Raw genomic sequence first — 20,899 nt, forward strand, 5'->3', positions numbered from 1 at the left:
GAGAGCCGGCTTCGCCGACTCGGCGCTCTTGCCGCTCCACCCGGAACCGTTCACCTTGACGACGACGCCGCTGTTCCACTCGCCGTCCAGCGCCTTCAGCTTCGCGGCGACCTCGTCCCAGGCACCCGCAGCCGTCCCCAGGCAGTCCACCTTCGCGTTCGTCAGGTCATGAAAACCCACCACGACGCATCAACCCCCGTTGGGCTGGAAGGTACCCGCGATAGCCGCATTGGCATCGCGATAGTTCTTGGCCGTCAACCGCACGTTCTGCGCGAGCCCGCCGATGACCTTCGAAAGCGACTGAATCTGCTTGTCCCAAGTCGCCGACGCTTCCTTGCACGCCGCGCCGATGCCGAAGCCGGCGAGCCCGCCCGCGACCGCGGCCATCTCGTCGTCAGCGCTCTCGCACTCGCCTCCCAGACGGCAGTTGATCTGGTCGGCAGTCGCGGCAGCGCTGTCGAGCGACGCCAGGTCGACCGAGAAGCCGCCGGCCGCCGCGCCTGCCGAGTTGATCTGCGTCCGGGCAGCCTCCTGGCCTCTGGCTTTCGCGGTCAGATTGCCGTTCGCGTCGTATGCCCACGGGTTCATCATGCGGTCGAACTCGGTCACGCGATCAGACATGGACCGCCCCACCCCCTACGGCTGATCGAAACCAGCCCTCCCCCAACGAAAGACCGTTCGATCGTACCCATCAGCTGCGCAGCGCATACGTCCGATTCCGGGGAGTCCGCTCACCCTGACCAAGCCAACACCAGTGCGACACCGAACGGCTGGGGTGAGGCGTGACAGCCGGCGTCGCCCGTCGTCCTCCTCAACGGGTGAACGGTCGGCCCGCCGACCACATCCGGTTCCGCTCCGGGCAGGGCTTGGCAGCGGCCTGTAGGCGTGAGTCCCGAGGATCCGCGCGGGTGCGGCTGCCCGCATCGAGCCAACGCCGGCACCGACCGACCCGCTGCCGTCCAGGTTCGGGTGGGAGGTGAAGCGGACGGGGCGCGGTGCTGCGTCCAATCGTCGCCGTGCCACTGCTCCCAGTGGTGATCAGATAGACGAACTCTGCTGCCGGCTGCATCAGCCTCCACCCGCCCTACGGTCCAACTCCGTGCACCGTAGTGTGAGAGCCCGTCAGGGCCACAGAATCACCCGACCGCGCCGGGAGCGGCCGGCCTTGGGTGGGGCGGCCGGCGCGACGCGATGACCACCGCTCATGGAGCCACCATCGCCTCCTACTCCCGCCACATCCGCACGGGTACGCAAACGTGTTCTTCTCCTCTGACGCCGAGTCGCCTCGCTGAGAGGGCTTGGGCCAGAACCGGCCACGGCTCGACTCGGTAGGGGTTGGCCCGGCCGACCAGTGACCGTGGCGTGGGCTAGAAGAAGCCGGCGGGACTGTACCGCATGAGGCCGTCGAGGATCTCGCGCAGCCACGGGCTGCGGACGTCCGGCAGTCGAACCAGGGTGTGTCGGAACGTTTCCGAGTCGGCCCGGAACAGGTGACGGGGGCGCGGCGCGGGCGGGTCGAAGTCGTCGCGGAGGACGCCGTCGGGTAGGCCGCCCGACGCGGGGACGGGCAGGTCCCGCTCGGGGAGGACCAGCCACAACCACACCCCGAACGGCAACGGCACCGGGTACGCCGCCGTGTCGGCCGGGGTCCAGACTTCCCCCGTCTGCGGATGGGATGGCACGAGGAGGATGTCGGCGTCCCTGCCGGGAGTCGGCCGTCCCGGTCCGGCCAGGACTGCGCGCCGCGCCGGCGGACCCGCGGGCAGCAGGGCGTCGAGCGCGCGTTGGAACACCTCTCCGACCAAACCGTCCGGCAGGATCACCGGCCAGCCCTCCGAAGCCACCAGCAAGTGGGCGAGCGCCCGCCCGGCCGCCGCCTCCCACTGCGGGCTCCACGACCACCAGTGGTTCGACCAGTGGCCCACCCCCATCCGCGACCCCCATGTGGCGATCGGCTCGAACGGGGGCGTGCGCTTCCCTTCCGCCATCAGCTCCGCCCAGGTGAGCGGTGCCACGTCGGCGCCTTCAACGGGGAGGCGGCGCACGGCGTTCGGGGCGAGCCACATGGCCTGCCAGAGCGAGCAGTCGTCGATCCGGCTCGCCACGGGCAAGGCGCACTCCACGCAGGCCACGTTGGGGCCGTCGGCCCCGTCAAGGCCGCAACAGTAGCCGCCTCCGCGATTGTCCGGGATCAGCACGGTTCCGCGGGTGTCACCGGGCGCGATGACGATCGCGCCCGGCGCGCCGTCGGACAGGGCGTAGACCGGCGCGTAGACACCGCGGGCGGCCGCCTCGTCCGGATGGATCTCCTCCCACGTCCGCCACGGCGGCCCCCAGGGCTCCGGGTCCACGGCGAAGGTGCCCGACTCCATGAGTACCGGAAGCTGAATCCCGTTCCCGTACGTCTGATGGGCGTGGACCGGCAGGGCGACCCGGGACAGCGGAGTGGTCAGCTCAGCGCCGCACCCCGCACACACGAAAACGAACAAATGTCCTCCGTCTGGGAAACGGTGGCATCATCGCAGCTCGCCGGCGGCTGGCCAATCGGTTTCCAGACCCCTCTGAGGCGCAGTCACCCGTCACTCAGCGGCCTTGCTTGGCCTTTCAGCCGGACAGCCTCGCCAGGACGGCGTCGGGCACCCTTTCGGCGTGGCGGCGGAACGCCAAGCTGAACACCGCGAGCGCGCCCAGCATCAGAACCGGGTTGGACAGGCCGAACCACTCTCCCGCCCAGACCGTGGCCGTGACGGCCGCCACCCCGGCCCCGGTGCGCAGCGAGGCCCACAGCAGGGTGCGGTCCTTGACGGGTTCCAGGCCTTCGAGCTGCTCGGCGGGCAGGAGGGCCGCGTAGTGGCCCCTGGTGTGGTTGGTGCTGATGGTCAACAACGTTTCGAGCAGGTCGTTGCGGTGCTGGGTGTCGAGGCGGAGTTCGGCTTGGCGCAGGGCGGCGACGACGAGTCGGCGGTGGATCCGGATCTGGTGGCGTCGCGGCCGGCCGACACCTCTTTCCCGGGCGAGGAGGGCTCGTTCCAGGTCGCGGAGGCGGGAGCTGACCTTTCGGGTCGCGGCGCGGCGTCTGCGGTTCGGGCTGGCTGCGTGGGGGCCGAGGGCGGCGGCGGCGAGAACGGCACGTGCGGGAACCGACCATGTGCCGCCCAGCCGACGCAGGCCGGTAGCGAAGACCGACCACCGGGCCTTCGTCATGAGCACGGCGGCCACGGCGAGACCGGAGAGTACCGCCTGGAGCCAAAGGGGCTCCAATAGCCGGGTGTTCACTGCCATGACGGCGAATGCCGTGGAGCACAGGCCAAGCAGGGCGGTGTGGAGGTCCCTGCCAGCTGCTTCGAAGGCTTTGGTGTGGCCGATGACCCGGGCGGTGATCCGTATGTTCGCAGCGGCCCGGTCCGGCAGGTCGGCGGCCCGGGCCGCGCGGGCGAGATCGGACAGCAACTGCTGGGCCCTGACCTCCCCGCCCACTCGGGCCAGCTCCGCCCTGCGTCGGTACCAACCCGCCATGTGTGCTCCCTTCCCGGGATCCGTACACGACAGCGTTCCAGGTTCCGTTCGAGGGCGACAGGTCGCGTACCGGGGGAGGTTGATCGTCGCCTTGAGGGTGAAGGGGTGGAGTGGGCCCAGGGATTCGTCCAGCGCCGCGACCGCCGCTTGGCCGTGGGTGACAGCTGGGCGGGGGTCGCCGCCGAGGCGCAGGTAGAGGGCGAGGTTGGCGGCGCAGGCGAGGGTGAAGGGGTGGGCGGCGCCGAACAAGCGCCGGTGTACCGCGTGGAGGCGGATGGTGAGGTCCCTGGCGAGGGTGTGGTTCCCGGCGGCGCTGTGGTCGACGCGTCGATCCACAGGACCAGGCCCACGGCGCCCGTCCGCAGTGCCGTGTGGGCGCGGTGGGCGCAGGCCTGGGTCTTGCCGAGGCCCGCCGGCCCGCTCAGGACCACGGCGCCGCCGGCCCGCAGAGTGCCGTCCGGGGACGGGCGGTGGCGGTAGCAGTCGGCGACGGCGGGCAGCGCACCGATCTGTACGGGCCAGACCGGGGCCGCGGTTGCGGCACCGTGGACGTGGACGTCGCGCACGCTTCCGGCCACCACACCGCCGGAGTTGACGAGGCCGTGGCGGCGGCAGAGTGTCCCGGTCCCCGCCGGGCGGGGGCCGGGACACCTTCAGGAGGGCGCTAGCAGCTCCAGCGGTGGGAGCGGAGGTGGACGCCGGTGCCGCCGTTCTGCGAGAAGTTGCCCTTGGCGCCGGCCGCCGTGCACACCACTCGCTGGCCGGTGTAGTCGGCACCGGTGTAGAAGCCGACGGGCCTGCCGGAGGTGCCATGGTTGTAGACCGAGCGGACCTTGGTGGTGGCGGACCAGCTGCAGGTGTCCCCGGCCTGCCAGTCCGGGTCGTCGTAGGGCCAGGCGCAGACCTGTCCCGTCCCGTTGGGGCCGCTGTAGGCGCAGACGCGTCCCTCCACGCACGACCACGGGTCCAGGCCGGCGTGGGCGGGCTGCGGGGCGGCGAGCAGGGCGGCCGCGGCTGCGGCGAGCGAGGCGATCAGGCCGAGGCCCTGACGGGCGGAGCGTTCCATGACGATGGTCCTTCCGGTTCGGGGGTGCGGGCGGTGCGAGGGGGTTCAGGCGCCGGGCGGGCTGACGTAGCCCGAGACGGGCTGGTGGTTGGTGCTCACCTTCGAGGGGTCGAGGCGGGTGCGGAGGGCGACCGCGTCGCCGAGGTTGCCGTCGACGGTGTCGAGGGTCCCGTCGCGGTGGACGGCGGCGACCACGCCGACGTGGCCGGGTGTGCCGCCGTCCGGCTCGCCGTAGATCACCAGGTCGCCCGGCTTCGGGGTGTACGCGCCGCGGGTGTGGAACAGTCCCTTCTCCCTGCCCCACTTGCCGATGCCGCGCGCGGCGAGGACGTCGGGCGTCTCCTCGATCCCGGCCTGGTGCCACGTCCACTCGGCGAAGGCCGCGCACCACGGAGTCTTCGCGCAGGATCCGCCGTTCCTGTGGTAGGCGAAGTACTTGTCGCAGGAACCGGTCTTCTCCGGCGAGGCGCCGTCGGGGGTGACCTCCCCCCGGGCCACCGAGACGACGCGGTCCCGCACGGGGGCGGCGGACACCGCCGGAGCGGCGGTCGCCGTGCCGAGCACCGGCAGCAGGGTGAGAGCGGCCAGCGCGGCGGCGGTCGAGATGCGCCTGTACAGCTTCATGAGAGCTCCTCCATTGGGGTGAACCGGTCCTGCCCGTCGCCCGGGCGCCTCCCCTACAGTCGGCGGGCGTGCCGGAGGCACACGGGGACCGGGAGGCGGTGGCGCGGCGGGAGTCGGCGAGTCGACGAGGCGACGAGGCGACGAGTCGGTGCGACGTCGTGGGACCATCCTGCGGACGCTCCCGGGCCGTCACCAGGCCCCTCGGCCAGCGTGGCGTCCCAGAGCTCGCCCACTTCCCGTCCCACCGCTCCGACGTGCGGAAACGATGCCCACCGGGACAGCGATTGGGACAACAGCGCATGCATGACGAACCGTCGGACGAGACCGCGGGGGCCACGGCGGAGGAGCGGGAGCGCCCCAGGGTCCTGCTCGTCCGCGCACTGAACGACGGGCTCGGCGCGTGCGGCCTGTCCCTGGACCGGGTGGCGGCCCGACTGCGGGACCGGCTCAGCGGCTCCAACGTCCGGGGGCTGAGCACCTCCTCGATCAGCCGCTACCTCGACCCGAGCCGCACCGAGCTGCCCGACCTCGCCGTCCTCGCCGAACTCGCCCGGATCTTCGGCACGGACCCGGCGGAGCTGGCCCGCTGGCAACGCTGGCACCGGCAGGCCCGGCTGGCGGCGGACCACGGGCAGCGCGACCGCCGCGCGGCGCGCCGGACCGCCGCTGCCGTCCCCACCGCCGCGGCCGCCGCCGTACCGGTCCCGGTGCGTCCGGAGGTCGCTGACGGGTCACCGGACGCCCGGCCGGCGGTGTGGCGGGTCGCGCGGCAGTGGCGGCGTCGGCGGGGTGCGGCGTCCGGGGCCCTGGCGCTCGTGGCCGTGGCCGTGGTCGTGGCCGGCGGGACGCTGTGGGCGGGGAACGGCGGGCCCGACGACACCGCCTCGGTGGTGACGGCGCCGTCCGCGGGCGCGGCCCGGCGGGGGCCGGCGACGGAGTCGGCGGAGGCGGCGGCAGAGTCGGCGGAGTCGGCCGAGGGCCTCGCCCAGGCGGTGGAGGTCGGCGCGCTCGGCGGGGACAGCCGCTGCTCGGCGCCGAAGGCCGGGCCGTCCGGCACCTGGCTGCGCGCCTGTGCGATGGTGCAGCCCCGCCAGGTGTTGTTCGCGGTCCGGGTCGACAATCCGACGGACGCGCCGGTCGAGGTGACCGCGAAGGTGGCCGGCTTCTGGTCGGGTGTCCTGCACTCCTGTGACCCCGGGCGCTCCGTCGTGCACACCACCGTCGCCCCCGGGGCCACCTTCACCAGCGATCCGGAGGAGTGCGTCACCCCCCGCCGCGGCACACCGCTCGCCTACCAGGCGGAGGCCTTCGTCGCCGCCGGGAACGGGCAGCAGTGGGTCGGCCACATGCTCTCTCCGAACGCCCACGTCCACCCGGACCGCGAGACCCTGTGGCGCTGCCGCGGCGACGTGCCCTGCTAGGGATCGTGAACGCGACTCTCTGCGTCAACCGCACGGACGCCCCTGTGCGTACCCGCCCGGTCCGGGCCGACAAGAGGCGGGTGGTGGAGCGGATCCACTCGTCGTCACACTGCGTGTGCTCATCCGCCGCGCGACCCCGCGCTACCGCCGGGATGACCGCCCCACCACCAAGCCCTGAAGTAACGCCTACTGGTGGGCGCCCTTGACATTGGGCTGGGTCTTCTGGTTGTAGATCTCCTTGCCGTCCGCGTTGTAGGCGTGGACGTAGGGGGCCGGGGGGAAGGAGTTCGCGTTGTGGCCGGTGGAGATGGCGGCCGTGTGGACGAACGCGCCGCCCGCCATGACGGCCGGGTACTGCGTCGGGTCGTCGCCGTAGCTGATGGTGACCTTGGCGACATCGGGCGTGTAGTGCCCGGCGCCCAGCGAGAGGAACTGTCCGGCACCGGTCGGCGCGCTGAAGCTGTCGAAGAACTCGACCAGGTGACCGGCGCCCCACAGGCGGTCGTTGATGAACGTCGCGGGGACGGACATGCTGCTGCCCTTGCTGCCCTTCGACTCGCACTGCACGTACTGGCCGGCGGAGTTGACGGCGACGACCACGCCGTCGGTGTCCGACGAGGCGACGGGAGTACGGACCGCGATCACCGCGTGGTACTGCGACGCCTCGGAGCCCAGGCAGGAGGCCAGGATCTGGGCGGCGGTCCCGGCGTCGATCGGGGCCGTCGCCGTGCTGGTGACGGTGAAAGCGGCCGGGGCGGCAGTCACAGGGGTGGCGGACGAGCCGCTGCCGGAGACCACCGGGGCGTCGGCCGAGCCGGCGCCGTGGGCCGTGGCGGCGGGCGCCTCGGCGGGCTTGCCGTGGGCCGTGGGGGTGGCCGTGGGGGTGCCGGGCGCGGCAGTGGCCATTCCCCCCGCGGTCGCGATGGCCGCGGCGGTGGCGGTGGCGGCGATGAGCATGACCGGGCGGATGCGCATGAATCCGTGTCCTTTCCTGCGGGCGTCCGGTTGACGCCGGCACCCCTGTACGCCTCCCGACGCCCGGCAGGTCGCACCCCGCACACGTGATCCAGGTCATAGGCCGTCGGTGCGACCCCGGGGCGGCGCTCGTGCGTACAGGGCGGGAGGCTCCGCCCAGGACGCACGGCTCCACCGCCGCGGCCGAGGAGCGCTTCCTCGCGAGCCGCCTGTGCCGTGAACTGACGGACAGTCCCAGAAGAGAGGCCCTTGATGACGCCACAGGAGTTCGACGCGTTCTACGCCGCGTCCTTCTCCCGCCTGACCGGGCAGCTGTACGCGTTAACCGGCAACTGGTCCGAAGCACAGGACGTGGTCCAGGAGGCCTTCATCCGCGCGTGGGACCGAAGGCGCACGTTCGACCCGGACGAGGCCCCGGAGGCATGGATCCGGACCACGGCCCGGCGGCTGGCACACTCCCGCTGGCGGCGTCTCGCCCGGGGCCTGCACTTGGCCGGACGCCACCACCGCCAAGAACCCCCCACCGTCGAGCCGCCCTCCGAGGAGCACCTGATGCTGGTCGCCGCGCTCCGCGACCTGCCCGAGGCACAGCGAGACGCCCTGGTCCTGCACCACATGTGCGACCTCTCCGTCGAGCAGGTCGCGGCCGAGACCGGCGCCAGCGTCAGCGCCGTCAAGAGCCGCCTCGCCCGCGGCCGGACCGCGCTCGCGGCCAGACTCGCTGACCAGACCCCCACCAGCGAGGAAGGAAAGCTCCGTGTCTGAGCCCATCCACGACCCCCTCGCCGACCGGCTGCGGCTGCTCGGCACGCAGATGCCCGCACCGGCCCTGCCCGCTGCGGAGATCCGCCGACGCGCCGACCGGCGCCGCCACCTCCGGCACGCCCTGGGCGCGACCGCGGCCTGCACCGCGGCAGCCCTGTGCCTGGTTCTCCCGTCCGTGCTGCACTCACCGGGACCACAACACTCATCGGGACCACAACACTCGCCGGGGCCACAGCACTCACCGGGACCACAACAAGGAGCAGCCGCCACGGACGCCCCCTCCGTGCCGGCCTCCCCCCGCCCCCCGGCCGCTTTCACCGTCACCAGCACGGCGACGGCCCCGATCGACGCCGGGACCGCCGCCCAGATCCTGGCCTCCTGCCTGGGCTCCGAGGCGTCGCAGTACCACGCGGTGATCGCGGTCCGTACTCCCGTCGCCTCGTCGGACACCGACGGCGTGGTCATCGCCGTCAACTCCGCCGACCAGTACGTGCAGTGCGAGTCGAAGGGCAGCAAGGGCAGCAGCATGTCCGTCCCCGCGACGTTCATCAACGACCGCCTGTGGGGCGCCGGTCACCTGGTCGAGTTCTTCGACAGCTTCAACGCGCCGACCGGTGCCGGACAGTTCCTCTCGCTGGGCGCCGGGCACTACACGCCCGATGTCGCCAAGGTCACCATCAGCTACGGCGACGACCCGACGCAGTACCCGGCCGTCATGGCGGACGGCGCGTTCGTCCACACGGCCGCCATCTCCACCGGCCACAACGCGAACTCCTTCCCCCCGGCCCCCTACGTCCACGCCTACAACGCGGACGGCAAGGAGATCTACAACCAGAAGACCCAGCCCACGGGCAAGAACCGCTGACAGAACGCGCTGTTCGGCGCGGCGATGTTCACACCAGGCGAGGTGGACGTGCCTGCTGGAGCAGGGTTCGGCGGCGATGGCGTCGAGTCGCGGCTTCGGGAGCAGCCCGAGGACCAAGGCGCGCGCTCCGGCGCGTGGAAGCGGAGCCGCCCACCGGCCGCCGTCGGCACCCCGACTTGGCTTGAACCGCACAGCGGTTGCGCCGCCTGACGCCGTTGCGCTCCGTGCTCCGGATGAAGGCGCCCACGACCTCGTGGTCCAAGGCGGCCGTCCGGCGGCTGTGGAACGCGGGGTGGAGACGGTGCTCCGGCAGGGAGTCGAGGTGCCTCGGCCGCGTCGGGGCGAGTCCCTCTCCGGTGACGGCTCCCGTCTCCGGCGACCCTCCGCACCTCGGGGGAACCTCGGGGCAGCCGGATCGGTGGTCGCCCCCTGGCGGGAACAGGGACGGGCAGTAGGATCGGCGCGTTGCATCCCGCATACCGCTGGTAGGAGACTTTTCATGGCTCAGGTCACGCTGAAGGGCAACCCGGTACAGGTCGGCGGCGCACTGCCCGCCACCGGCACCCAGGCCCCCGCATTCACCCTCGTCGGCGAAGGACTCGCCGACGTGTCCCTGAAGGACTTCGCCGGCAAGCGCAAGGTCCTCAACATCTTCCCCAGCATCGACACCCCGACCTGCGCGAACTCGGTGCGCGCGTTCAACGCCAAGGCCGGCTCGCTCGACAACACCGTCGTGCTGTGCATCTCCGCCGACCTCCCCTTCGCCCAGGCCCGCTTCTGCGGCGCCGAAGGCCTCGACAACGTCAAGACCCTCTCCACCCTGCGCGCCCGCGACTTCCACGACACCTACGGCGTCGCCATCGCCGACGGCCCCCTCGCCGGCCTCACCGCCCGCGCCGTCGTCGTCCTCGACGAGAACGACACCGTCCTCCACACCGAGCTGGTCGCGGAGATCGCCGACGAGCCGAACTACGACGCCGCACTCGCCGCCCTCAACTGACCCACCCCGCACCCCATCCGACGGGCGCCACCCCTTTTTTGCGTACCACGAAGGCCCGCCCCCACACCCCGCGACCCACCCCCGCCCCGGGGGCGGGACCAAGGGCTGAGGGGGCGGGCCTTCACCCACCCACCAACCGGCCGGGGGCCCTCACCGCGCCGGCACCGACCGTCGCCCTGGCTTGCCTCGCCTGGGCACTCGTGCTCAACGGCCGCAGCTGACCGGGCTCGCTGCCGTTCGACGGGCGGACTCAGCCGCAGAGGGTGGCGAAGCCGTACCCGCGCGCCTTGAGCGTGGAGATGATCTCCGGCAGGGCGGCCACCGTCTGGCTGCGGTCGCCGCCGCCGTCGTGCAGCAGGATCACCGAGCCGGGGCGGACGTTGTTCAGCACCCGGGACCTGATCGCGGCCGTGCCGGGGCGGGACCAGTCCGCCGGGTCCACGGACCAGAGCACGACCTGCTTGCCGAGCGCCGAGGCCTTCGAGCGCACCGTGCCGTTGACCGCGCCGTACGGCGGGCGCAGGCAGCTCGGGGTGCGGCCGGTCTGCGCCCGGATGGCCTTGTCGGTGTCGGCCACCTGGGCGTTGAGCGCGGCGGCGGAGAGCTTGCGCAGGTCCGGGTGCGACCAGGAGTGGTTCTGCACGCTGTGGCCCTGCCTGGCGACCTGCGCGGTCACCGAGGGGTGGGCGGCGACGTTCTGCCCGATCTCGAAGAAGGTCGCGCGCACCCCGTACCGGGCGAGCGTCGCCAGGACCTTGGGCGTGTACGCGGGGCTGGGGCCGTCGTCGAAGGTCAGGTAGACCACCTTGCCGCCCTTGCTGCCGGCCGCCTCCGCGTCCGCGACGGGCAGGGCCACCGCGGCTCCCGCCGCCAGGGCGACGACGAGGGCGCCGATCGCGGTCCGGAGCCTGCCGACTGCCTTGCGCCTGCCGGGTCGTACGGACATGCCTGCCCCCTGGGGTCGGAACTCCCGTGCCTCGGCCAGTCTGCTCGCGGCGGGCCGTCCGCCGCGAGCCCTCACCGGTCGCCGACGAACGGAATCGGCCAGTCGCACGGCGGAGGCCGGGGGCAGGCCCCGCCGCACCGGGGCCGCGGAACACCCGGCGACTCGGAACGGTGTGGCGAACAACGGTGCGGGGAGGCTATGCTCCCCCGCGATGACCACTCACGCTGCTCACAGAATGGGGGTCCCGTCCGCGAAGAGTGAGTGCTGATGCCCACTCACCCCGCACACGGGAACGACTCCCGCCTCTCCTTCTGGCGGCGCGTACGCGAGTACGCCGTGCCGCCCTCCATGATCGAAACCGCCACCGCCCGCCGCCTGGTCGGCGACTGGGCCGGGGCCTGCGCCGCCGCCAACGTCGAGGTCGACTTCCGCCTGCGGGACGTCACCCGCATCCACGGACGGGAGCTCGCCGACCGGTTACGGGCCGATCTCCGCTGCCTGGCACCGGAGTTGCTGCGCTGGCACCTACCGAGGTCCGCTCCCGACGGGCTGCTGCGGCCCGGGCTCACCGTGCCGCTGACCCGCTACCCCGGCGAGCCGCCGGTCTTCCTCGTGGTTCGCACGCCGCCCGCCTGGGCGGAGTACGGGCAACGGATCAGCCTGGCGCTCTGGGACGGGCTCGCTGACGACGGCCGGTCGCCGCACCCGCACCCGCGTCCCAGCCGACGGTTCCGCTACGACCTGCACCGGCACCTCTGGGACGCCGGGCGCAGCGCGGAGCTGACCGTCCGGGCCGGAACCGGGGATCCGCCAACGGGTCCGACCACTACGGAACTTGGCGATCAGTCCCGACGCTGGGCCGCCGACCGCTGGGCCGCCGAGGCCGAGTTGCTGCTGCGCGCCGACGGGCTGCCGCCCGGCCCCGTGGTGGTACGGCTCGGAAGTCGTCGGCGGCTGCTGCTCGGACCGGACGGGTCGACGACGGAGGCCCTCGGCAACGTCTCGGGACTACCGCTGCTGCCCGATGCCGCGACCTGGGTGCCACCCGACCTCGACCTGCTCCGCAGCGGGGCGATCGAGGCCGAGCGGCTGCACCCCCTGGTAGCGGCCGCGCTGGCGCCCGGGCAGGCACCCCTGGCGCGGGCGGCGACAGGGCCCGAGCCCCACCGGCTGGTGGACTGCCGAGGGGCGCGGCACCGGATCGGGCTGGTCGACGGGGCGCTCGTCCCGCTCGACCACGAGCCGGCCGAGCTGCGCCGCGAGGAGCTGCTGGCCGCCCTGTCCGGCACCCCGCTGCCCTGTCTGCGGGCGATCGACCTCGCGCACCGCCGGCCTGCCCAACTGACCGGTGTGCGCGAGCGGTTGGACCACGGCGACACCGCCGGGGCACTGGCCGTGGTCGAGGCCCTGCTCGGACCGGAAGCGGTGCTGCGCGACGGACCGCTGCGCGACGAGCTGGCGGCGGCGGCCGAGCGGCGGATCGCCTACGGCCTCTACCGGGCGGGCCTCACCGGGCCCGTTCTCGTCACCTACCCGTCGCCACGCGTACGCCACAGCACCCGCCCTGGCGGCGCGGCCTTCCGCCCACGCCCGCGCCACGCCTCGCTCCGCTGACGCCGAAGCTGACGCCGACGCCGACGACGCCCACGCCGACGCGGAAGCCGAAGCCCACGGCGCCGACCGCCGACCGCCGACCGCCGACCGCCGACCGCCGACCTCCCCGCTCTGAACACCCTTACGCACCAGACAACTTGAGGTGATCACCCATGCCCGTCCGCACTCCCGAAGCCGCCCGCCTCGACGTCGCCCGCCTCGATGTCGCCCGGCAGCTACTCGACCTGCTGGCCGACACCACCACCGAACCCCGCGCCGACACCCAACTGGAGGCGCTCACCCTGGCCGTCGCCGCCGACCTGCCCGTGCTGCTCTGGGGCGAGCCCGGCATCGGCAAGACCGCCGCGCTCAACCAGCTCGCCGAGGCCCTGGAACTGCCGCTGACCACGGTGATCGCCAGCGTCCACGAGCCCTCCGACTTCTCCGGCCTGCCCATCGTCGGCGACGACCCGGCGCAGCAGGGCGTCCCGATGGCCCCGCCGGACTGGGCGGTGCGGCTGGTGCGGGCCGGCCACGGTCTGCTGTTCCTGGACGAGCTGTCCACCGCGCCACCCGCCGTCCAGGCCGCACTGCTCCGGCTGGTCCTGGAGCGGCGCATCGGCACGCTCGAACTCCCGCCCGGCGTACGGATCGTGGCCGCCGCCAACCCGCGTTCCTCGGCGGCCGACGGCTGGGAGCTGAGTCCGCCGCTGGCCAACCGCTTCGTCCACCTCCAGTGGGCGCACGACCACGAGGTGGTGGTGCGCGGCCTCGGCGGTGTCTGGCCGGTGGCCACCCTGCCCCGGCTCGACCCGCAGGCGCTGCCGGCCGCCGTCGCACTGGCCCGGCGCGCGGTGTGCGGGCTGCTGGCGGCCCGCCCCGAGCTGGTGCACCGGCTGCCCACCACCGAGACCCGGCGCGGCGGCGCCTGGCCTTCCCCGCGCAGCTGGGACATGACGCTGCGGCTGATCGCCTTCGCGACCGCGGCCGGGTCCTCCCGGGAGGTGCTCTCGCTGCTGGTGCGAGGTGCGGTCGGGGACGGCCCGGGGCTGGAGCTGATGGCGTACATGGACCGGATGGACCTGCCGGATCCGGAGGACCTGCTCGCCGACCCGGCCGGCGCGGTGCTGCCCGAACGCGGGGACCTGCGCCAGGCGGTGCTGGACGGGGTGGTCGCGGCGGTCCGCAACCGGCCGGACCGGGCGCGCTGGGACGCGGCCTGGGCGCTGCTGGTCCGGGCCCTGGAGACGGGCGCGCCGGACCTGCTGGTCGTCCCGGCGACCACGCTGGCCTCGCTGCGCCGGGAGGACTGGGACGTGCCGGCGGCGATCGAGCGGCTCACCCCGGCGCTCGCGGTCTCCCGCCGGGCCGACCTCGTCGGCATCGGGCAGGCGCGGGCGGCGGGGCGATGAGCGGCACGGCGAGCGGCGGGCCGACGAGCCACACGGCAGGCGGCGGGCCGACGAACCGCACGACGGGCGGCGCGCCGATGAGCGCTGCGACGAAAAGCCCCGGCGGCACCGCGAACGCGCCGTCCCCGCCGCTGGACCTGGAGAAGCTGTACGCCGCCCGGCTGTACGCCGCCAGGGTCCGCCCCTACCTGGCGACGGCGCTGTTCGCCCTCCACCTGGTGGAGTCCCGGCAGGTGCCGACCATGGCCGTGGACCGGTACTGGCGCTGCTACGCCTCGCCGGCCTTCGTCGCCCGCACCCCGGTGGACCAGCTGGCCGGCGTCTGGGTGCACGAGGTCTCGCACCTGCTGCGCGACCACCACGGGCGCGGCGACCGGCTCGCCCGGGAACTCGGCCTGGAGGGCCCGGCCGCCCGGCTGCGGATGAACATCGCCGCCGACTGCGAGATCAACGACGACGTGTACGGCGAGGGTCTGACCAGTCCGGCCGGCGCCATCAGGGCGGAGATGCTCCAGCTGCCGGAGGGGCTGCTCATGGAGGAGTACGTACGCCGGTACCGCTCCCACCCGGGCCACCTGGAGGCGGCCTGGCTGGAGTGCGGCAGTGGCGCCGACGGCCTGGACCGCCCGTGGGACCTCGGCCCCGACGGCGGTCACGGGCTCACCGCCCAGGAGCGCGACGCGGTGCGCTTCCGGGTCGCCGAGGGCATCCGGGGCCGCCCCGGCACCGCCCCGGCGGGCTGGAAGCGCTGGGCCGAGGAGGCGTTCCACCCGCCGCAGCCGTGGCGGCAGCTGCTGGGCGCGGCGGTGCGCTCGGCGGTGTCCGGCGCGGGAGCGGGCGAGGACTACAGCTACGGCCGCCCCGCCCGCCGCTCGGCCGGGGTGCCGGGCGTGCTGCTGCCGAGCCTGCGGCGGCGCCCGCCCCGGGTCTCGGTGATCATCGACACCTCCGGCTCGGTCTCGGACGACGAACTGGGCAGCGCGCTGCTGGAGGTCGCGGCGATCGGCCGGGCCGTCGGCGGCCGCCGCGACCAGGTCACCGTCGTCCCCTGCGACGCGGCCGCCCAGGCCGTCCACCAGCTCTGCCGGGCCGAGGGCATCCCGCTGATCGGCGGGGGCGGCACCGACCTGCGCACCGGCTTCGACGCCGCCCTGCGCGGTCATCCCCGCCCGGACGTGTTGGTGGTCCTGACCGACGGCCAGACCCCGTGGCCCTTCGCCGCCCCGGCCTGCCGCACGGTGGTCGGGCTCTTCCCGAGGCCGATCCGGTACAACGAGAACCGGGCGGAGTACCGGCCGAGCGCTCCACCGCAGTGGGCGCGGGTGGTGACCATCGGCTGAGCGAGCGTCCGGTCGCGGCCGTGCGAGGATCGGGCAGGTGACGGACATGGGCCCCTGGCCGGGGCGGCGACGGAAGGGGACAGCTCGGTGACGCCGACGGCGGCGGCCGGCGCGGAAGGCTTCGAGCCGGACGAGCACGTACGGTTCGCGCGGTACCGCAGGGCCTTCGCGGAGGTGGCGCCCGAGGACGCGGCCGGCCTCGCGGCCCGGGTGCTGACCGACCCGGAGCGCTCGATGGCGAGCTGCACGGTCTGCGAGTACCTGGACCGGCGGGCGGCGGAGCTGCTGACGGAACCGGGCTTCCCGGCCTGGCAACGGGAGTTGGCCGACGCCACGGCGGCCGACCCCTTCGCCGTCCGGCGCCTGCGGGACTGGGCGCTGCTGCGGGCGATCACCCTGGACGAGCCGTGGGAGGAGGAGCAGGTGTCCGAGGCGGACACCTGGCTCCAGGCGCGCCTCGCCGAGGAGTCCTCGTCCCGGCGGGTCCTGGGCCTCCTCGCCGAGCGCGGCCGTACCCGGCGCACCCGCAACATCGCGGCCTCCCGCCTGCGGCGCCGCCGGTAGCGGGCGTTGCCGCCGGAGGGACCAACCGCGGGCGGAGAGGCCGGCGATGGGCGGAGGGGCCGGCCGCCGGCCCCTCCGCCCGGGGCGGGCGCTCAGCGGACCATGGCCGCCAGAACGTCGCGCCAGTCCTCGCCGGGCTCGGGGGCGAGGGGGCCGGCCAGGGTGTCCGCCCGGTAGTGCCAGGGGCGGTGGAGTTCCTCCTCGGCGCTGGGGGTGGCGGCGACGGGGCTGTCGGAGCCGAGCAGGCGGACCAGTTCGGTGGTGAAGTCGGCCCAGGAGACGTGCCCGCTCACCGCGTTGACGACCCGGCCGGCGGCGGGGTGGTCCGGGGTGAGGCAGGCGGTGAGGGCGCGGGCCAGGGCGGCGGAGTGCACCCACGAGGCGCCGTACCACGCGTCGGCGGGCGGCACCGCGATCGGCAGGCCGGCCAGGGCGGCCTGGTAGAGCGGACCGGTGGCACCCCAGCGGAGCTGGTCGCGCAGGCGGTGGTGCGGGCCCCAGACGATCGGCGCGCGGACGGCGGTGGCCTGGCCGCGGCCGGTGGCGGCGGCCTCGAAGAGGATCCGCTCGCAGTCCAGCTTGGCCTGCCCGTACGGGGTGACGGGAGCGCCGCTCGGTCCGCCCTCGGCGACTTCGGTGCCCGCCGGGCGGCCGTACGCGTCGATGCTGCTGACGAAGACGAACGGGCCGCCCCGCCAGCCGTCCACCAGGGCGCGCATCGCGGCGAGGTCGGTGGCGTGCTCGGTGAAGGTGCAGGCGGAGTGGATGACGGCGTCCACGCCCTCGACGGCCCGGCGCAGGCTGTCGAGGTCCCCGAGGTCGCCCTCCGCCACCTCGGCGCCGTTCAGTGCGGGCAGGTGCGCGGACTCGGGCCGGACCAGCACCCGGACCGGCCGGCCCTGGGCCATCAGTTCCTGGAGCACGGCCGCGCCGACCCCGCCGGTGGCGCCGGTGAGCAGGACGGTGCCGGTGCGGGCGCCGGTGGTCCGCGGGCGGGCGCCGGCCCGGGCGAGGGCGGCGCTGCGCTCGTCGGCGCGGGTGGCGAGCAGGGCGGCGAGGGCACGGGGGGTGCGCTGTTCCAGGATGTCGAGGCCGGTGAGCGGCAGCCCGGTGCGGGTGCGCAGGCGTTCGGCGAGCTGGACGGCGACCAGGGAGTGGCCGCCGAGGGCGAAGAAGTCGCCGTCGGCGGGCGCGGTGGTGCCGAGGAGTTCGCCGAACGCCTGCCGTACGACGTCCAGCGGGCCTTCCTGCGGCGGAGCCTGGTCGGACGGCGCAGCCGGGTCGGGCAGCGGCGCGGCGCCGGGCAGCCGGTCGCGGTCGGGGGTGCCGTCGGGGTGGCGGGGCAACCGGTCCACCAGGGTGACGGCGAGCGGCAGTTCGCCGGCCGGGAGGCGTCCGCGCAGGGCGGCCCGCAGGTCGGTCCCGCTCGGGACGACCGGACCGCGCACCACCGCGTAGGCGAGCGGCGGGCCGTCGGGGTTGTCGACCACGGCCGCCTCGACCACCGCGGGATGGGCCGACAGGGCTTCCACGACCGGGTGTTCGGCGACCGTCAACCGCTCTCCGGGCAGCTCGGACAGCCGCCGCCGCGGGTCACCGGCCACGGCGGTGAGCAGCGCCGCGAAGGCGTCGAGCAGCCGGGCGGCGGTGTCCTGGTCCAGCGCGTCCCCGTCGTGCTGCAGCAGGCAGCGCGGCTCCGGGCCGTCCTCCACCAGCAGGGTGAGGCCGAACTTGGCCAGCCCCAGGTCGAGTTCCACGTTCTCGGCGTCGAGGCCGGGCAGCACCAGCGGGTCGACGCCCTGGACGAGGTCGCAGCTGACCGAGAGCAGCGGGGTGCCGTCCGCGCCGCGCGCGGCCGCGCCGAGCCGCTCGACCACCAGGTCGAGGGGCACCTCGTGGTGCTGCTGCGCGTCGAGCAGGGCGGCGCGGACCAGGCCGAGCAGTTCGGCGAACGACGGGTCCCCGGACGGATCCGCCCGCACGGCGAGGGTGTTGACCGCGAGTCCGACGGTCCGGCGGAACTCGGGCCGCCCGCGGTGGCCGCTGGCGCAGCCGAGGACGAGGTCGTCCTGCCCGGAGGCGATGTGCAGTGCGGCGAACGCGGCGGCCAGCACGACGGTGAACAGCGTGGCGCCGTGCCGCGCGCCGAGGACGCGCAGCTCCTCCACCACCGCCGGCTCCAGCGGCGCGGTGTGCAGCACGGCGCGGCGCTCGCGGGCGCCGGGCGGGACGGGCCGCAGCAGCGACAGGGGGCGCGCCCCGGACAGCCCGGCCGCGAGGGTGTCGGCGGCGGCCGTCAACTCGGCGTCCCGGGCGCGCTCCTGGCGGGCGTAGTCGGCGTACGACGGGGCCGGGGCCGCAAGCCGGTCCGGCACGCCGTCGCGCGCGGCACGGTACAGCTCGGCGAGGTCCTCCGCGACGAACCGCAACGCTCCACCGTCGATGGCGATGTGATGGATCGTCAGTAGGAGCGTGTGGTCCTCGGGCCCGTGCCGCAGGAGCACGGCGCGCAGCACGGGCCCGGTGGCGAGGTCGAACGGCCGGGCGGCCTCGGCGGCGAGCTGCTCCGGTCCGGTGGCGTCCAGCACCGGAAGCGGCACCGGGGTGACCGGGTCGACCTGCTGGTACGGCTGGTCGCCCCGGCGCGGGTAGCGGGTGCGCAGCACGGCGTGCCGCTCGGTCAGGCCGGTGAGCGCGGTGGCGAGGGCCGCCCGGTCGAGCGGGCCGCGCAGCCGGGTGGCGACCGGCACGTTGTAGAGGGCGCCGCCCTGGCCGAGGTGGTCCATCAGCCACATCCGCTGCTGGGCGTGTGAGAGGGGGGCCTGGTCACCGGCCGCGACGGGGCGGGCGGGCGCGGCGGCGGGCGTGGCGGCGGCGCGGCGGCCGCGGGCACGGCGCAGCAGGTCGGTCTGGTCGACGGTGCTCATCGGTCGGCTCCGGGGGTGTCGTCGGCGGCCAGCAGGGCGCGTTCCAGCAGCTCGGCCTGGGCGGCGACGGTCGGATGGGCGAGGAAGTCGGCGAGCGACAGCTCGACCCCGAGGTCCTCGCGCAGGTCGTCCACCACCCACATGGCGAGCAGCGAGTGCCCGCCCTCGGCGAGGAAGTCGGCGGCCGGGTCGGTGATCGGGCGTTCCAGGGCCCGGCTCCACGCCTCGGCGACGACCTGCTGGATCGGGCCGAGTTCGGCCCCGGCGGACGGCTGCGCCTCGGCCGGACCGTCGGCGGCCAGCGCCCGCCGGTCCACCTTTCCGCTGCCGGTCAGCGGCAGCGCGGCGAGTACGGTCCAGGCGGTGGGCACCAGGTGGGCGGGCAGCTGCTCGGCGAGGCGGGCGCGCAGCGTCTCGACGGCCGGGCGGGCGCCCTCGGCGAGCACCAGGCAGGCGGTGAGCGCGGCGTCGGCCTGCCCGGCCCGGCGGACCACGACGGCCGCCTCGGCGACCTCGGGCAGCTGGAGCAGCGCGTGCTCGACCTCGCCGGGTTCGATCCGGAAGCCGCGCACCTTGACCTGGTCGTCGGTGCGCCCGTGGTACTCCAGGGAGCCGTCCGGCAGTCGGCGGACCCGGTCGCCGCTGCGGTAGGCGCGTCCGATGCCCGGCAGTTCGCGGAAGCGCTCGGCGGTCAGCTCCGGCCGGTCGAGGTAGCCGAGGGCCAGCCGGTCGCCGGCGATCCACAGCTCGCCGACGGCGCCCGGCGCCACCGGCGCGAGCTGCTCGTCCAGGACGTGGGCGCGGGCGCCGCCGAAGGTCCGGCCGATCGGGACGGAGCCGGCGCAGTCGGCGCGGGTGATCCAGTGCAGGGTGGTGAAGGTGGTGGCCTCGGTCGGCCCGTACCCGTTGACCAGTTCGAGCCAGGGGAAGGCCCGCAGCACGGCGCCCGCGTGCTCGGCGGAGATCGCCTCGCCGCCGACGACGACGGTGCGCAGCACGCCGAAGACGCGGGACCGCCGGGCGGCCAGATGGTGGAAGAGCGCGGTGGTGAGGAAGACGGCGGTGACGCCGAAGCGCTCGACGTCGCGGACGAGGTCCTCGGCGCTGGGCCGCTCGGTCGGGGAGACGGCCACGGCGGCGCCGCGGGCGAGCGGGGTCCACAGCTCGAAGGTGGCGGCGTCGAAGGAGACGGTGGAGTGGAGGAGCATCCGGTCGCGCGGGCCGAGGGCGACGGTGTCCTCGGCGGTGACCAGGTCGGTGACGGCGCCGTGCGGGACGAGGACGCCCTTGGGGCGGCCGGTGGAGCCGGAGGTGTAGTAGAGCAGGGCGGGCGCGGCCGGGTCGGCGGCGTCGGGTGCCGTGCCGTCGGTGGCCTCGGTGCCGCGCTCGGTCAGCACGAGGGTGCGCTCCTCGGGGAGCCCGGCCTCGGCGAGCAGGGCCTTGTCTCCGAGGACGAGCCGGACGTCCGCGTCGGCGGTCATCTCGGCGATCCGGGGGCGCGGGTAGGAGGGGTCGATCGGGACGACGAGCGCGCCGGCCCGCCAGACGGCGAGCTGGGCGACGACGAGCCGGGTCGAGTGGGCGCACAGCAGGCCGACGGCGCTGCCGGGGCCGATCCCCCGGGCGGCCAGGACGGCGGCCAACCGGCCTGCGGCGTCGACGAGTTCGCGGTAGGTCAGGACGGTGGAGCCGTCGGTCACGGCGAGCGCGTCGGGCCGCAGTCCGGCCTGCCGGGCGATCAGTGCGGGCACGGGCAGCGCGGGCAGGGTCGCGGCGCTCAGGCCGGACGGGTTCGCGGGGGCCGAGGCCGAGGCGGGCGAGGTCGTGGTGGTCATGGGTGGTGGTTCCCTTCCGGGCGCCCCGGCCGGGTGGGCCGGGGCGCCGC

17 protein-coding genes are annotated in these 20,899 nt (G+C 74.7%); 8 read left to right on the forward strand and 9 right to left on the reverse strand.

The features are described 5' to 3' along the window. Nucleotides 1-189: 189 nt before the first annotated feature. The 5 genes from ACZ5OX_RS23005 to ACZ5OX_RS23025 all read right to left on the reverse strand — a co-directional run bounded on the left by ACZ5OX_RS23005 (nucleotide 190) and on the right by ACZ5OX_RS23025 (nucleotide 5,206). The gene (locus tag ACZ5OX_RS23005) at nucleotides 190-609 is read right to left on the reverse strand and encodes a type VII secretion target (protein ID WP_465632500.1); all 420 of its coding nucleotides are present in this window, start codon (nucleotides 607-609) and stop codon (nucleotides 190-192) included. A 758-nt stretch (nucleotides 610-1,367) separates the two neighbouring features. Continuing rightward, nucleotides 1,368-2,489, reverse strand: coding sequence for a hypothetical protein (locus ACZ5OX_RS23010; protein WP_465632502.1), 1,122 nt, complete (start codon nucleotides 2,487-2,489; stop codon nucleotides 1,368-1,370). A 115-nt stretch (nucleotides 2,490-2,604) separates the two neighbouring features. Next, complete coding sequence (locus ACZ5OX_RS23015; protein ID WP_465632504.1) at nucleotides 2,605-3,852, reverse strand: tetratricopeptide repeat protein; 1,248 nt, start codon at nucleotides 3,850-3,852, stop codon at nucleotides 2,605-2,607. 328 nt (nucleotides 3,853-4,180) lie between these two features. Continuing rightward, nucleotides 4,181-4,582, reverse strand: coding sequence for a peptidase inhibitor family I36 protein (locus tag ACZ5OX_RS23020; protein ID WP_465632506.1), 402 nt, complete (start codon nucleotides 4,580-4,582; stop codon nucleotides 4,181-4,183). Between the two features lie 45 nt (nucleotides 4,583-4,627). After that, entirely contained in the window at nucleotides 4,628-5,206 is a 579-nt protein-coding gene (locus tag ACZ5OX_RS23025; protein ID WP_465632508.1) for a CHAP domain-containing protein, read from the reverse strand. A gap of 299 nt (nucleotides 5,207-5,505) precedes the next feature. Between ACZ5OX_RS23025 and ACZ5OX_RS23030 the strand changes: the two genes are divergently transcribed. Continuing rightward, entirely contained in the window at nucleotides 5,506-6,627 is a 1,122-nt protein-coding gene (locus ACZ5OX_RS23030; RefSeq protein ID WP_465632510.1) for a helix-turn-helix domain-containing protein, read from the forward strand. Between the two features lie 186 nt (nucleotides 6,628-6,813). Here the strand turns inward: ACZ5OX_RS23030 and ACZ5OX_RS23035 are convergent, their stop codons facing one another. Then, nucleotides 6,814-7,602, reverse strand: coding sequence for a hypothetical protein (locus tag ACZ5OX_RS23035; RefSeq protein ID WP_465632512.1), 789 nt, complete (start codon nucleotides 7,600-7,602; stop codon nucleotides 6,814-6,816). A 252-nt stretch (nucleotides 7,603-7,854) separates the two neighbouring features. Here ACZ5OX_RS23035 and ACZ5OX_RS23040 point away from each other — a divergent pair, with 252 nt between their 5' ends. From ACZ5OX_RS23040 to tpx, 3 genes are all read left to right on the forward strand, one after another. After that, nucleotides 7,855-8,367: a SigE family RNA polymerase sigma factor gene (locus tag ACZ5OX_RS23040; protein ID WP_465632514.1), complete on the forward strand. Its 513-nt coding sequence runs from the start codon at nucleotides 7,855-7,857 to the stop codon at nucleotides 8,365-8,367. 283 nt (nucleotides 8,368-8,650) lie between these two features. Beyond that, on the forward strand, nucleotides 8,651-9,232 hold the full coding sequence (locus ACZ5OX_RS23045; protein ID WP_465632516.1) for a hypothetical protein: 582 nt from the start codon (nucleotides 8,651-8,653) through the stop codon (nucleotides 9,230-9,232). A gap of 499 nt (nucleotides 9,233-9,731) precedes the next feature. Then, a complete protein-coding gene (gene tpx / locus ACZ5OX_RS23050; RefSeq protein WP_465632518.1) occupies nucleotides 9,732-10,232 on the forward strand; it encodes a thiol peroxidase in 501 nt (166 codons plus the stop codon). A gap of 250 nt (nucleotides 10,233-10,482) precedes the next feature. On the opposite strand, the gene ACZ5OX_RS23055 is transcribed toward tpx, so the two are convergent. Further along, a complete protein-coding gene (locus ACZ5OX_RS23055; protein ID WP_465632520.1) occupies nucleotides 10,483-11,178 on the reverse strand; it encodes a polysaccharide deacetylase family protein in 696 nt (231 codons plus the stop codon). Between the two features lie 267 nt (nucleotides 11,179-11,445). Between ACZ5OX_RS23055 and ACZ5OX_RS23060 the strand changes: the two genes are divergently transcribed. The 4 genes from ACZ5OX_RS23060 (at nucleotide 11,446) to ACZ5OX_RS23075 (ending at nucleotide 16,087) form a co-directional block, all read left to right on the forward strand. Further along, nucleotides 11,446-12,792 carry a hypothetical protein gene (locus ACZ5OX_RS23060; protein WP_465632522.1) on the forward strand — a complete coding sequence of 449 codons (1,347 nt, stop codon included), beginning with the start codon at nucleotides 11,446-11,448 and terminating at the stop codon, nucleotides 12,790-12,792. A gap of 152 nt (nucleotides 12,793-12,944) precedes the next feature. Continuing rightward, nucleotides 12,945-14,183, forward strand: a complete 1,239-nt coding sequence (locus ACZ5OX_RS23065) for an AAA family ATPase (RefSeq protein ID WP_465632524.1) — start codon at nucleotides 12,945-12,947, stop codon at nucleotides 14,181-14,183. A 77-nt stretch (nucleotides 14,184-14,260) separates the two neighbouring features. Next, nucleotides 14,261-15,523 (forward strand): vWA domain-containing protein, encoded by a 1,263-nt coding sequence (locus tag ACZ5OX_RS23070; RefSeq protein ID WP_465632526.1) that lies wholly within the window; start codon nucleotides 14,261-14,263, stop codon nucleotides 15,521-15,523. Nucleotides 15,524-15,610: 87 nt separating this feature from the next. After that, the gene (locus ACZ5OX_RS23075; RefSeq protein ID WP_465632528.1) at nucleotides 15,611-16,087 is read left to right on the forward strand and encodes a hypothetical protein; all 477 of its coding nucleotides are present in this window, start codon (nucleotides 15,611-15,613) and stop codon (nucleotides 16,085-16,087) included. 92 nt (nucleotides 16,088-16,179) lie between these two features. Here the strand turns inward: ACZ5OX_RS23075 and ACZ5OX_RS23080 are convergent, their stop codons facing one another. Together ACZ5OX_RS23080 and ACZ5OX_RS23085 are read right to left on the reverse strand one after the other, a co-directional pair. Further along, nucleotides 16,180-19,014, reverse strand: coding sequence for a condensation domain-containing protein (locus tag ACZ5OX_RS23080; RefSeq protein WP_465632530.1), 2,835 nt, complete (start codon nucleotides 19,012-19,014; stop codon nucleotides 16,180-16,182). Then, nucleotides 19,011-20,849, reverse strand: a complete 1,839-nt coding sequence (locus ACZ5OX_RS23085; RefSeq protein WP_465632532.1) for a non-ribosomal peptide synthetase — start codon at nucleotides 20,847-20,849, stop codon at nucleotides 19,011-19,013. The genes ACZ5OX_RS23080 and ACZ5OX_RS23085 overlap by 4 nt, the downstream gene beginning before the upstream one ends. Nucleotides 20,850-20,899 lie beyond the last annotated feature (50 nt).

The organism is Kitasatospora sp. NPDC032121 (assembly GCF_055580145.1).